Origin of the sequence: Pedobacter ginsengiterrae, from assembly GCF_039537385.1 — a bacterium.
Classification (GTDB): Bacteria; Bacteroidota; Bacteroidia; order Sphingobacteriales; family Sphingobacteriaceae; genus Pedobacter; species Pedobacter ginsengiterrae.
Window position 1 is genome coordinate 516439 of the sequence record NZ_BAABAK010000001.1, and the last position, 12905, is coordinate 529343.

The window sequence follows — 12905 nt, forward strand, 5'->3', positions numbered from 1 at the left end:
TGCCTAAAGACTTCAGTTATTACTAAAGGTGGTTTTTCATAAAAAAAGCTTGACTTTTTTATCTTTAAATTTTTTTCGTAAAACTTTGGGAATAGACTTTACTGGGGAAAATCTTGGATTTGTTAGGATAGTTACAATCATAATGCTTAGTTTTTTGGTTTACTTAAGCAAATAAGAAGCATACAAAATTAAATCAGAGGTTATTGATTTTTATTTTAAACATCAATTACAATAAAAATAATTTGTTTAATGGATTAAAATTATTGGTTAATTAATTCTAATTCGAAACTATTTTTATGCAATTAAATTTCGACTTATCTGCCTGGCAATTATTAGTTATTCCGGTACTAATGTTGTTTCCAATTTATTAAATTTAATTCAGCTATATCATTTATAACAAGAATTTTATAAACTAGTTATTATCACCTAACAAACTCACCAAAACGAAAAAAGGAATTGCCAAATGGCAATTCCTTTCAAAACGTTGAGATAAGAAACAGTTAGTAATTTATAACAGAGTTTCTCTACAAAAAACTAGCCTTTTAATTAAAGCTTTCTTCTTTTCAATTCTCTTTCAATCAAACCAAGTTCCCTACCTGTTTGGCCAGCAACTGAAGTATTTTCTTGTGCTCTTCTAAATAAATACGGCATTACAGCTTTAATAGGCCCATACGGCACGTATTTTGCAACATTGTAATTGGCATCGGCAAGGTTAAAGCTTAAATTATCGCTCATACCCAGCAATTGCGCAAAATATACATGCTGATGGTTATGTGCTACTTTTTTCTCATCTAAAAGATAAGTTAACAAGCGACTGCTTTCTTCGTTATGGGTACCACAAACAATGGCAATTTCTTCAATATGATCTACGCAGTAACGCAACGATTCGTTATAATCTTTATCTGTTGATTCTTTATCTTTTTGAATTGGAGATGGATAACCCATTTCATCGGCACGTTTACGTTCTTTTTCCATATATGCACCACGAACCATTTTTACACCTAAAATAAAGCCTGCAGCTTTGGCAATTAAATGGTCGGCTTTCATATCGGCTAGTTTATCGTGGCGATATATCTGATAAGTATTATAAACAATAATGCGTTCCTGATTAAATTTACGCATCATATCTAAAGCCAATTCATCAATTGTATTCTGAATCCAGGTTTCTTCAGCATCAATCATAATTGGCACCGCTTTCTCAAAAGCAGTTCTGCAAATCATTTCGCAACGTAATTTTACTTTATCAAACTCCGCTTGTTCATCGGCCGTTAAAGTTTGTTTGGCATCTATTTTCTCTAACAACGCAAAGCGACCAATACCTGTAATTTTGAAAACCGTAATTGGAATATTTTTATCGCCATCGGCACGAAGAATGGTACTAATAATTTCCTGACAAGTTTCATCGAACACGACTTCCTCTTCTTCACCCTCCACCGAATAATCTAAAATGGTTCCTACACCACCTTTTGCAAGTTGTGCAATGGCCGTATCGCATTCGGCAATGGTTTCGCCACCACAAAATTGTTGGAAAATTGTTGCTTTAATAGCTCCTTGAATCGGCAAGCCAATATTCAAAAAGAAATTGGTAATTGGCGGGCCAACCTTCGTTAAGAAATTGCTACCAATCATTTTAAAAAGCCAATAAGCTTTTTTCAGTTCGGTATTTGTTTTCTGGCGGAAAGCTACTTCCGTGTTGTCGAAATTAGGTTGTTTGTTGGGGGATAAATCCATTTGTTAGCTAAGTAATAAGTCAGAATGGTGCAAAATTATAAATTCCATCCATTGTTAAAACTAAAAAGCTGTAAATAATCGTATTTTTGCAGCAAAATGATACAATTCAAATTAGAAGGCGAATTTATTCCATTAATCCAATTGCTAAAAGCGACTGGGTTGGTTGGAACAGGCGGAGATGCCCAGGCTGCCGTTATGGACGGTTTAGTAAAATGTAATGGCGAAGTCGAGTTTCGCAAGCGATACAAAGTTAGAATTGGTGATATCATTACTTTTGAACAAGATAAAATCGAAGTAATTTAATGGAAACCTTAACTAGCGCAGGCCATTCGCTTTATTTCGAAAGCAATTTAGATGCCTTAAAAACACTTATAGAAAGCAATAAATACAGCAAAGTTTTTATTCTTGCTGATGAACATACAAGCGAAATATGCTTGCCTGTTTTTCAAGCCCTAATGGATGATTTTTCAGATTTCGATTTAATTGAAACTTCGGCGGGTGAAGAAAATAAAAACATCGATTTCTGTATCGGCATTTGGAAAACCCTTTTGGATTTTGAGGCCGACCGCAAAAGCTTGATGATAAATTTAGGTGGTGGCGTAATTACCGATATGGGTGGTTTTATTGCTTCAACGTATAAACGTGGTATCGATTTTATTAATGTTCCCACAACCCTACTTTCGCAGGTTGATGCCTCGGTTGGTGGTAAAACAGGTATCGATATTGATAACGTAAAAAACATGGTTGGTACTTTTACTTTACCGCAAATGGTTTTTATCGAAACTGAATTTTTAAAAACTTTGCCACAACGTGAGCTTTTATCGGGCTTTGCCGAAATGATTAAGCATGGTTTAATTTACGATAAAGCTTACTATGAAAAGTTAAAAACGACTGATTATTTAACACCATCGGCAGAAGATATTTACCGTTCGGTAGAAATTAAAAACGAAGTGGTAACCATCGACCCGCATGAAAAGAATCTGCGTAAAATTTTAAATTTCGGCCATACCATTGGTCATGCTGTAGAAAGTTATTCTTTAGCAAACGATGAAAATCCATTAACGCATGGCGAAGCAATAGCCATTGGTTTTGTTTGTGAAGCAGCTTTATCGATTAAAAATAGTGGTTTAACAAAAGAAGAACTGAAAGACATTAGCGATTATATTATTTCGTTATACCCAAAATACGAGATTAAAAAAGAAAGTTTTGATACGATTTTGGAGTTAATGAAAAGCGACAAAAAGAATGAAGATGGCAACATTTTGTTCTCGTTATTAGAAACAACTGGCAAATGCACGTTTAACTGCCGTGTTAGCACAGCTGATATTTTAAGCAGTTTAGATTATTATAATAGTTTATAAAATGAAATACACTGGAAGTGATATTTCTGTAGGCGCATTATTTGGCTTTGTAATCGTTTTAACTTTGGTTGAAATGTATTTCAGCTATGCCCACGACAGAAAATTATACACCAAACGCGATACCTGGACCAATATTTACTTAATGGTTTCGGCAATCGTAATTAACCTTGGCATGAAAACAGCAACATTCTTTCTCTTAGAATATTGCTACCAATTTAGATTATTCCAAATTTCTAATATTTGGATTTATTGGACGGTTTTAATTCTTGCTCAAGATTTCCTTTATTGGTTTTTGCATACGGTTGGTCATTACGTGCGCTTCTTTTGGGCCATGCATGTAACGCATCACTCATCTGAGCATTTTAACCTAACTACAGGTTTCCGTTCAACCGTTTTCGAACCACTGTACCGCGTATTCTTCTATTTACCATTAGCATTTATGGGCTTTACAGCAATGGATATCCTTTTTGCTTATCTGGTGACACAGATTTACGGTAATTTGGTTCATACGCAGTATAAAATTAATTTTCCAAAATGGTACGAATATATATTTGTTACGCCATCGCACCATCGTGTTCACCACGCCAGCAATGTTCGTTATCTGGATAAAAACATGGGCATGGTTTTAATTCTTTGGGATAGAATGTTTGGCACTTTTCAGGCAGAATTAGAAGAAGATAAAATTAAGTATGGATTAACTACTCAACCAACTGATACGGGAGCTGTTAACATTATTTTCCACGAATTTATTGCTTTAACTGCCGATGTTAAAAAGGCACCAACTTTTATGGATAAGATTAAATACATTATTAATCCTCCAGGCTGGAGTCATGATGGCAGCACAAAAATTGCTAAAATTATGCAGCAAGAGCTACATGAAGCGGAGGCCTTAGAAAAACAAGGCAATGCTTATAATAAAATTAAAGAAATAAATGACCAACAAGCATTAAGTTCAACAGGATAATATTAACGGTCTGTATTTTACAGACCGTTTTTTGTTTAAGTATATTTTAAAAAAATGCATGTTTTATTCCGATTAAAATCAAAGCATTATGATGTTGCAATTTTCAGAAATAAAGCTTAAATTTAATATACAAGTAGAATAGAACAGCTAGAGTAAAAGGTACGTGAAAATTTGAGCTGTCGTTGTAATTCCTCCATAAAGCCTTATAAATATCTTTAGAATAAGGTTAAGCATCCATTTAAGAATTTGTTTATAACATTCAATAAATTATTGGGCTATGGAAACTAATGAAATTAACCAAAATCTAGAAAACGCTGAACCAGAAATGAAACGAAACGATGAAAGAAAACACATTTACAAGTTTATTCTTTCTCCTTTTTCATTCGAATCTTCCAATCATTTTAACAAAATCCATAAAAGAAGATTTCATTCTTTTGGATGCATTCATGAGTTGGGAAAACTTCCTGGAGCGATGTTTTAATTAAAATACGTTTTATGTTAAATGCTTAAGTTCTTCTATTCGATTAGAAGAGTTGGGTTTACTTCGATTAATTTTTAAAGCTATTCCCAAAACATCTATCGAAAACAATATTATTTTTTGCTTGTTTCTATTATACATCAATTTACAAATATCATGGAAACAAATAAAGAAAAAGGTAAAGTTGTAGAGAACGATTTGCTAAATAAAACTGCAGAAGATATCAAAGATGATCGAAAATTGGATGAAAATAAATCATCGAAGATTACAACTAATTTATTTAATAAAGATAAAGACCGCAAAAATAATCCCTTAGGACCAGGCCATGAACCAGGTACAACACCAGGTTCAGGAATATAATTTTCGAGCGTAATATTCGAGCAAAAATTATTAAATTTAAGCCATAGCATTTGCTGTGGCTTTTTAAATTAACCCCAAAATGGAAAGAAGAAATTTCATTAAAAATTCAGCTTTGGCACTTGCCATGCTTTCGTTATATAAAACAGATGTTTTTGCTCAAAATGAATTATTGAGAGCTTATAATTTCAAACCCTTACGCAATAACGTAGGCATATTCACCGAGCAAGGCGGCACAATCGGCTGGCTAAATTCGTCGAATGGTTTTGCTGTTGTAGATGCACAATTTCCTACATCTGCACCTCACGTTATTGAAGAGTTGAAAAAACTTGGCGAAAAACCTTTCAAATATTTAATTAATACACACCATCACGGTGACCACACCGCAGGCAACATTGCTTTTAAAGGGCTGGCTGAAAAAGTAGTTGCACATCAAAATTCATTGGTTAATCAGAAAAAAACTGCTGAAAAAGCTAATAATTTAGATAAGCAATTACTACCAGATACAACTTTTGGTACAGGCTGGAAAGCTCCAGTTGGTGATGAAAAAATCAGCGCCTATTATTATGGTTCTGGCCATACTAATGGCGATGCAGTTTATCATTTTGAAAATGCAAACATTGTTCATGTAGGTGATTTAGTTTTCAATCGTAGATTCCCATATATTGATAAAGAAAATGGCGCACATATTGGTAATTGGATTACGGCTCTCGATAAAATTCAAAATCAATTTGATAAGGACACGCTGTTTATCTGGGGACATAGCTTAGATCCTGAAAAAGTAACAGGAAATAAAGCAGATGTAAAAGCTTTTCAAAATTATTTACAGAATTTACTGAAATTGGTTTCAGGTGAGATTACTGCAGGTAAATCAAAAGAAGATATTTTAAAAATTACTACAATCCCAAATGCGCCAGAATGGCAAGGCGATGGAATTCAAAGAAGTTTAGGTGCAGCTTACGATGAGCTTAAAGGGGTTTAAGTACAATGGAAGGCTAATAACAAAAGTATCTTACATATTTCTACTTAAATTTCAGTTAACCAGCTAAATATCTATGCTTAGGTGTAGATATTTTCCAAATATTTTTTCAATTTATAAACGTTCTATATTTGAAATAATTCTAGGCAACAATAGCAAAATCAATATAACTAAACCCTTATCTGCTATATTTGTGTTACACAAAATCCACAATCAGATATGGATGATTTTATTGCAGCCCGTTCGCAAATGGCCTTATCATTAGGCTTCCACATTATTTTTTCCTGTATTGGTATGGTTATGCCTTTTTTTATGGCTGTATCGCATTACAAATGGCTCAAAACAAATGACGAGGTTTATAAAAATCTAACCAAAGCCTGGAGTAAGGGTGTAGCTATTTTTTTCGCTACAGGTGCCGTTTCTGGCACAATGTTATCGTTTGAACTTGGTTTACTGTGGCCTAAATTTATGGAACATGCTGGGCCTATATTTGGAATGCCATTTTCTTTAGAAGGAACGGCATTTTTTATCGAAGCAATTGCTTTAGGTTTCTTTCTTTATGGGTGGAACAAACTAAATAAATGGTTTCACTGGTTTACAGGAATGGTTGTTGGCGTAAGCGGGCTGGCCTCAGGGATATTGGTTGTGGCTGCAAACGCCTGGATGAACAGTCCAGCAGGATTCGATTTTGTAAACGGTAAATACCTTAACATCGATCCAATACAAGCTATGTTTAACAAAGCATGGTTTTCGCAAGCATTACATATGTGTTTAGCTGCATTTACAGCTACTGGGTTCGCTGTCGCGGGTGTTCATGCTTTAATGATTTTGAGAAATCAAAACAAAGAATTCCACCTAAAAGCATTTAAAATTGCGGCAATATTTGCTTGTATTGGCGCTTTACTTCAACCATTAAGTGGCGATATTTCGGCAAAAGACGTTGCTAAAAGGCAACCAGCAAAGCTTGCAGCAATGGAAGCGCTTTACAAAACCGAAAAACCTGCACCACTGTTAATTGGCGGAATTGTAAACGAAAAAAATAAAACAGTTAAAGGAGCTATTAAAATTCCTGGGGCGTTAAGTTTTCTTGCACATGGCGATTTTAATGCCGAAGTAAAGGGATTAGATCAAATCCCTGAAAACGAGCATCCGCCAGTTGCAATAACCCATTATGCATTTCAAATTATGGTTGGCATTGGAACTTTGTTACTGCTGATTTCGCTAATATACTTCTTCAATTTAATTAAGAAAAAATCACTTTTAGAGAAACCCTGGCTACTTAAACTATTTGTTTTTGCTATTCCGTTGGGTTATGTGGCTTTAGAGGCAGGTTGGGTAGTTACCGAAGTTGGCCGACAACCATGGATAATTTACGGAATTATGCGAACCAAAGACGCTGTAACACCAATGCCTGGAATTGCATATTCCTTTTATATATTTTCGGCAATTTATGTTTCGCTAAGTATTGTTGTTACGTTTTTGCTTTACAGGCAAATAAAAATGGTACCCGTGTTATACAGTAAACCTAAATCAAATAGTTAAATATCCACAGGAGAATGTAAACAGCCTTATCAGCAAAAAATCGCTGAGCGTTTTTTCTCATTCTTGGTAAAAAAATAAATATGGAATACGTTGTAATCACCTTCTTATGTTTAGGAATATTGCTTTACTTCCTTTTAGGTGGAGCAGATTTTGGTGCAGGGATAATCGAGCTTTTTACGTCTGCCAAAAACAGAAGCAAAACCCGAAAAACCATGTATCAGGCTATTGGTCCAGTTTGGGAAGCCAATCACATGTGGTTAATTATTGCAATTGTAATTTTATTTGTAGGCTTTCCTCGAATTTATACCACCATGTCGGTTTACCTTCATATTCCTTTGTTAATTATGCTTATTGGTATTATTGCCCGTGGTACGGCTTTCGTATTTCGTCATTATGATGCCGTAAAAGATGACATGCAGTGGCTGTACAATCGAATATTCAGGTATTCAAGTTTCGTTACAGCGCTTTTCTTAGGCATTATTGCAGGCAGTTTAATTTCAGGCCATATCGATACACAAGCCAACGATTTTTTGTCGGCATACGTTTGGGGCTGGTTAAACTGGTTTTCCGTAGCTGTGGGCTTTTTTACAGTTTCACTATGTGGCTTTTTAGCGGCTATTTATCTTATTGGCGAAACCAATGAAGAACATGATAAACGTCGGTTTATCAAAAAGGCCGAGTTTATGAATATTGCAGCTGTTGTATTTGGAGCAATGGTTTTTATCGCCGCACAACGAGATAAAATTCCGCTTATCGATTGGGTATTTAAAAACACGATTGGCCTTTCGGCTATTATTCTAGCAACTTTATCGCTGGTTTTACTTTGGTATTTATTAATAAAAGGTAAAACAAAAATTTTACGCGTACTGGCTGGTTTCCAGGTTACCATGATTTTATTAGCCATTAGTTATGCGCACTTTCCAAACTTTATCCGATTAAAAAACGGCAATACTATTTCCCTTTTCGAAACCGTTGGACCTGAGAAAACCATTTACAGCTTAGGTTTAGCTTTGCTATTAGGTAGTGTCTTAATTCTTCCCTTTCTTGGATATTTGTTTTACAAGTTTCAGAAAAAAGAAGAGTAAGGGCTTTTCATCATTGCCACTTACGACGCAATCTATATGGAAATAGAAATTAAAAAAGTTATTTGAAAAGCAATGGCAGTAGTTCTTTGCTTACGAAAGTCCCGCTCTCGTTCCAATCTTTTTTAAACCTCAGTCATTATGAGGAACAAACAATCTGTTTCATCGCTTGCAGATACTTCGTTTAAAGTTGCTACAATCAAAAAAGTATTTCCACTTTATCGGGTTTATTTTGGGTAAGACAGATCTAGAAACTAAAAGCAAATGCATAAAAAAAGAGCACCTGTTTCCAAGTGCTCCTTTTAAAATCTATAAAACGCTTTATTTACATACCACCTTTTCTATTCGATTTTGTTTGAACTGGCCAGGTTGCTTGTTTCCCAGTACGTTCATTTACAGGTAAATCAGTCGATTTTTCTGTAGAAGTTTTTTCAGGATCTTCACTAGCCATATAAACCATAATTGCGGCTAAAATTACATTGCTTCTAATCTCGTCGAAAACTAATTTATCGTAGCTATCGCGGTTGGTGTGCCAAGTATAGGTTCCATAATCCCAACTGGTAGAACTTAAAGAATAACCCAAAGCACCAGCAGCTACAAAAGAAGCAAAATCAGAACCACCAGCGCCTGGTGTACCAGGGAAATTGGTTTTAATTTGATTTTTAATCGTATCAGGCACTTTAGCCAACCAACGTGTGATATAATCTTTCGATTTAGCAAAACCTTGTCCACCAATATTAACCACACGACCTGTACCATTATCCTGGTTAAATAAAGCTTGTAAGTTGCTTACAATTTCAGGATGATCTTCTACAAAAGCTCTTGAGCCATTTAAACCTTGTTCTTCACTTCCCCAATGGCCAACCAAAATTGTTCTTTTAGGGTTTGGATAGAATTTCTTTAAAATGCGCATGGCTTCCATCATCATAATTGTACCAGAGCCATTATCTGTTGCACCACTTGCACCATCCCACGAATCGAAGTGAGCCGATAACATTACATATTCGTTTGGTTTTTCTTTACCTTTTATTTCGGCAATGGTATTAAAAGTTGGTACGGCACCTAATTTTTTAGATTCAGATTCGATTTTTAACATCGGCTTATTACCATTTAAAGCCAAACGGTAAACTAAACCATAATCCTCAACCGATAAATCCAGTGTTGGAACTTTGGTTGTGTTTGCACCAAATATTTTATCAACACCAAAACCTTGCGACCAGTTATTAATTACCACTGCAACTGCACCAGCATTTTCTAAAGCTACAGGAAGTGTTTTTGCATTATAACCCGTTTTAGCTATACCTGCAGTATATGCTTTTAAAGCTTCAGCCTTTTCTTTTTTAAATTTTTCGAATAAATCTTTTGTTGCAAATTCTTCCCAGTTTTTTTCTGGTCGGCCAGAAAGCTGATTCAAAGAAATTAATACAACCTTACCTTTTACACTTGGTAACCATTTCTGAAAAGCAACAGAATCGGTAATTGTTGGAAGAATAATTGCTTCAGCGTTAATCGTTTTTCCATTTGTAGATGGACTCCATGCCAATTGTGTACCTTCTAATGTTCTTACTCTCGGGCTTACTAAATCGATATGAGTAACACCCCGCTCCCAGCCAGCCCATTCGCCCCATTTTTCGTTTTTCGCAGAGATTCCCCAGTCACTGTATTTTTTAACTGCCCAATCATTTGCTTGTTTCATTTGTGGCGAGCCAACTAAGCGTGGTCCAACAACATCTAATAGCTCGTGAGCCAGTTTTTCTAGCTGAGAGTTTTCATTTACTTCTTTTACAATATTATTTACCACTTTATCTTGTGCAAAAACAAAAGAGTAAGTAAATAAAAGCAAAGTTGGGAAGAGTAGTTTTTTATTCATAATAAGGGTTAGTTTTAATTGATGGAGCTAATTTAAAGATTAAGTAGTTTTAAAAAGGATATTAATAGAAATGTTGCAGTACCAGTTCAACCTTACATTTCTATAAAGACGAAAACTTTAAGATTTTTAAAAAAACTTTAAGCAAACAATATGTATGGATGACTACAATCTCTCGATTTTCATCTCGATAAAACTAAAGGTTAAATGGAATAAACCGAGGAGCGTTAAAAATAATTCACAAAAAAAAAGTCTTGATTTTCATCAAGACTTTATATTGAAATTGTATTTACTTAAAAAGAAAAATCGTCGTTTGCTTTTGTGCTGTGCTCACCATTTTCAGAATATTCGTAGCGTTTTTCAACAACATCCTGGTGAGTTTTAATATATTCAACAGTTTCTGTAAGGCCTTCTGCAAATTTTTCGAAATCTTCTTTGTATAAAAAGATTTTATGTTTTACGAACACACCGTCTTCTAATCTTTTCTTGCTCTCGGTAACTGTTAAGTAATAATCACCTGAACGAGTAGCCTTCACGTCGAAAAAATAAGTTCTCTTACCTGCTCTTACTTTCTTTGAAAAAACTTCTTCTCTCTCTTTATTGTCGAATTCTCCCATGGTTGGTATTGATGTTGGTTTTTGGTTTCGGTAAATATAAAGCAAATATTTAAAGTTCAAAATAGAATTTAACACAAATTAACTTGTTCGGCTTTCTTCTTCTAAAAGCTGATTATTGTAAAGCTCCGTATAACTACCATTTAAGCTAAGCAATTCATTATGTGTACCTTGTTCAATAATTCTTCCATCATCCAATACCAATATTTTATCTGCGTTTTTTATGGTCGATATTCGGTGAGCAATCAAAATACTGGTCTTCCCCTTCATAATCTTTCCAAGATTTTGAAGTATCTCTTCTTCTGTTTTGGTATCAACGGCCGAAAGGCAATCATCGAAGATCAAAATTTTCGGAGATTTAATTAAAGCTCTTGCAATGGATACGCGTTGTTTTTGTCCGCCAGAAAGTGTAATTCCACGTTCTCCGAGCATAGTTTCAAACTTTTCTTCGAAATCGATAATGTTATTATACACCGACGCATTTTTTGCAGCATCGTAAACTTCGTCATCCGTTACGGTATCTAAACCGAAAGCAATATTGTTCTTAATGGAGTCAGAAAAAAGAAAAACCTCTTGTGGCACAAAACCAATCTGACCTCTATAGTTTTTTAAGTTTAACGACTTCAAATCTTGTCCATCAATAGCAATTAAACCATTTTCTACGTCATACATTCGCATAATAAGATTCGCAAGCGTCGATTTTCCTGATCCTGTTTTACCAATTATGGCAACAAATTCGCCGCTATTAATTTCGAAACTTACATTTTTTAATGCTTGTATTCCCGTATCTGCATAATTAAAACTTACATCGTTAAAGCTTAAATTCCCTTTTAATACATGTTCTTCTTTATTGGTCGATTGAATATCCGATGGAATATCTAAAAATTCGTTAATTCTTTTTTGTGATGCAGCCGCTCTTTGAATGAGAGAAGTTACCCAACCTAACATGGTTACCGGAAAAGTAAGTTGATTAATATAAATGATAAATTCTGCAATATTTCCTGGTGTTATGCTCCCATTCATTACCTGTACACCACCAATGTATATGGTTAAAATAGTACTTAAACCGATAAGTAAAAGCATTGTTGGGTAAAACAAAGCAGAAACCTTTACTAAACTCATCGAATCTTTTTTATACTCGTTGCTCTGAATTTCGAACATATTACGTGTATAATCTTCCCTTACGTAAGATTTTATTATTCTGATTCCTGAAAAACGTTCTTGTACAAAACTTGAGAGCTGAGATAAACGTTCCTGAATTTTTCCGCTCTTTTTGAAAATTAAAGTATTTACGTAATAAATAATAATAACCAAAAACGGAAGCGGTAAAAGGCAATAAATAGCGAGTTTAGAATTTACATCAAACATCGACCATATAATTAATACAGATAAAACAAAAGTGTTTATTGTGTACATTATAGCAGGCCCAACGTACATTCGAACACGGTTTACATCTTCAGTAGCCCGATTCATTAAATCGCCAGTATTATTTCTGCGGTAAAATCCTAAACTCAGTTTTTGATAATGCTGATAAATATCATTCTTCATATCGAATTCAATATGCCTCGACATTAAAATTATGGTTTGCCGCATGAAAAATAGAAATAGTCCTCTTAGTAGGTATAAACCGATAATTAGCAAACCAAAAAACAGCAAGGTTTGGCTAAAAATATCATAGATAATTTGCTGACGGTTAAAACCATTAAACAAACTATAAACCTGTATATTTTCTGTAATTAAATCTACTGCATAACCAATAACCTGAGCAGGTACAACTCCAAAAATGTTAGATATTACAACGAAAATACTTCCAGGAATAATCCACCATTTATATTTTAGAAAGTATTTATTTAATCGACTCAGGTGTTTCATACTGTACAAACTTAGCCAAAGCGCAACAAATTTTGTTATAGTTTAGTTAAAATCGTGT

Annotated in this window: 12 protein-coding genes; 8 read left to right on the forward strand and 4 right to left on the reverse strand. The window is 34.4% G+C overall.

What is annotated here, in order from left to right; translation table 11 throughout:
* Positions 1 to 546: 546 nt before the first annotated feature.
* A complete protein-coding gene (locus ABD692_RS01945) occupies positions 547 to 1731 on the reverse strand; it encodes a proline dehydrogenase family protein (protein WP_344764487.1) in 1185 nt (394 codons plus the stop codon).
* A gap of 96 nt (positions 1732 to 1827) precedes the next feature.
* Between ABD692_RS01945 and ABD692_RS01950 the strand changes: the two genes are divergently transcribed.
* The 8 genes from ABD692_RS01950 (at position 1828) to ABD692_RS01985 (ending at position 8497) form a co-directional block, all read left to right on the forward strand.
* The gene (locus tag ABD692_RS01950; RefSeq protein ID WP_219075251.1) at positions 1828 to 2034 is read left to right on the forward strand and encodes an RNA-binding S4 domain-containing protein; all 207 of its coding nucleotides are present in this window, start codon (positions 1828 to 1830) and stop codon (positions 2032 to 2034) included.
* On the forward strand, positions 2034 to 3092 hold the full coding sequence (gene aroB, locus ABD692_RS01955) for a 3-dehydroquinate synthase (RefSeq protein ID WP_344764490.1): 1059 nt from the start codon (positions 2034 to 2036) through the stop codon (positions 3090 to 3092). Before ABD692_RS01950 ends, aroB begins: the two co-directional genes overlap by 1 nt.
* 1 nt (position 3093) lies before the next feature.
* On the forward strand, positions 3094 to 4056 hold the full coding sequence (locus ABD692_RS01960; RefSeq protein ID WP_344764492.1) for a sterol desaturase family protein: 963 nt from the start codon (positions 3094 to 3096) through the stop codon (positions 4054 to 4056).
* Between the two features lie 277 nt (positions 4057 to 4333).
* A complete protein-coding gene (locus tag ABD692_RS01965; RefSeq protein ID WP_316758009.1) occupies positions 4334 to 4537 on the forward strand; it encodes a hypothetical protein in 204 nt (67 codons plus the stop codon).
* Positions 4538 to 4690: 153 nt separating this feature from the next.
* A complete protein-coding gene (locus tag ABD692_RS01970) occupies positions 4691 to 4894 on the forward strand; it encodes a hypothetical protein (RefSeq protein WP_344764494.1) in 204 nt (67 codons plus the stop codon).
* Positions 4895 to 4973: 79 nt separating this feature from the next.
* On the forward strand, positions 4974 to 5873 hold the full coding sequence (locus ABD692_RS01975) for an MBL fold metallo-hydrolase (protein ID WP_344764495.1): 900 nt from the start codon (positions 4974 to 4976) through the stop codon (positions 5871 to 5873).
* Positions 5874 to 6089: 216 nt separating this feature from the next.
* Positions 6090 to 7412, forward strand: coding sequence for a cytochrome ubiquinol oxidase subunit I (locus tag ABD692_RS01980; RefSeq protein ID WP_316758003.1), 1323 nt, complete (start codon positions 6090 to 6092; stop codon positions 7410 to 7412).
* Between the two features lie 80 nt (positions 7413 to 7492).
* Positions 7493 to 8497: a cytochrome d ubiquinol oxidase subunit II gene (locus ABD692_RS01985; RefSeq protein ID WP_316758001.1), complete on the forward strand. Its 1005-nt coding sequence runs from the start codon at positions 7493 to 7495 to the stop codon at positions 8495 to 8497.
* 322 nt (positions 8498 to 8819) lie between these two features.
* On the opposite strand, the gene ABD692_RS01990 is transcribed toward ABD692_RS01985, so the two are convergent.
* The 3 genes from ABD692_RS01990 to ABD692_RS02000 form a co-directional block, all read right to left on the reverse strand.
* Complete coding sequence (locus ABD692_RS01990; protein WP_344764497.1) at positions 8820 to 10364, reverse strand: M20/M25/M40 family metallo-hydrolase; 1545 nt, start codon at positions 10362 to 10364, stop codon at positions 8820 to 8822.
* Between the two features lie 290 nt (positions 10365 to 10654).
* Entirely contained in the window at positions 10655 to 10978 is a 324-nt protein-coding gene (locus tag ABD692_RS01995) for a DUF3276 family protein (RefSeq protein ID WP_316757997.1), read from the reverse strand.
* A gap of 78 nt (positions 10979 to 11056) precedes the next feature.
* Positions 11057 to 12847 (reverse strand): ABC transporter ATP-binding protein, encoded by a 1791-nt coding sequence (locus ABD692_RS02000; protein ID WP_344764499.1) that lies wholly within the window; start codon positions 12845 to 12847, stop codon positions 11057 to 11059.
* Positions 12848 to 12905: the final 58 nt, after the last annotated feature.

What these genes read in the sequence shown, in the direction of transcription:
- ABD692_RS01945 (WP_344764487.1), bottom strand. Translation starts at nt 1,731, where the DNA reads ATGGATTTATCCCCCAACAAACAACCTAATTTCGACAACACGGAAGTA.
- ABD692_RS01950 (WP_219075251.1), top strand. Translation starts at nt 1,828, where the DNA reads ATGATACAATTCAAATTAGAAGGCGAATTTATTCCATTAATCCAATTG.
- aroB (WP_344764490.1), top strand. Translation starts at nt 2,034, where the DNA reads ATGGAAACCTTAACTAGCGCAGGCCATTCGCTTTATTTCGAAAGCAAT.
- ABD692_RS01960 (WP_344764492.1), top strand. Translation starts at nt 3,094, where the DNA reads ATGAAATACACTGGAAGTGATATTTCTGTAGGCGCATTATTTGGCTTT.
- ABD692_RS01965 (WP_316758009.1), top strand. Translation starts at nt 4,334, where the DNA reads ATGGAAACTAATGAAATTAACCAAAATCTAGAAAACGCTGAACCAGAA.
- ABD692_RS01970 (WP_344764494.1), top strand. Translation starts at nt 4,691, where the DNA reads ATGGAAACAAATAAAGAAAAAGGTAAAGTTGTAGAGAACGATTTGCTA.
- ABD692_RS01975 (WP_344764495.1), top strand. Translation starts at nt 4,974, where the DNA reads ATGGAAAGAAGAAATTTCATTAAAAATTCAGCTTTGGCACTTGCCATG.
- ABD692_RS01980 (WP_316758003.1), top strand. Translation starts at nt 6,090, where the DNA reads ATGGATGATTTTATTGCAGCCCGTTCGCAAATGGCCTTATCATTAGGC.
- ABD692_RS01985 (WP_316758001.1), top strand. Translation starts at nt 7,493, where the DNA reads ATGGAATACGTTGTAATCACCTTCTTATGTTTAGGAATATTGCTTTAC.
- ABD692_RS01990 (WP_344764497.1), bottom strand. Translation starts at nt 10,364, where the DNA reads ATGAATAAAAAACTACTCTTCCCAACTTTGCTTTTATTTACTTACTCT.
- ABD692_RS01995 (WP_316757997.1), bottom strand. Translation starts at nt 10,978, where the DNA reads ATGGGAGAATTCGACAATAAAGAGAGAGAAGAAGTTTTTTCAAAGAAA.
- ABD692_RS02000 (WP_344764499.1), bottom strand. Translation starts at nt 12,847, where the DNA reads ATGAAACACCTGAGTCGATTAAATAAATACTTTCTAAAATATAAATGG.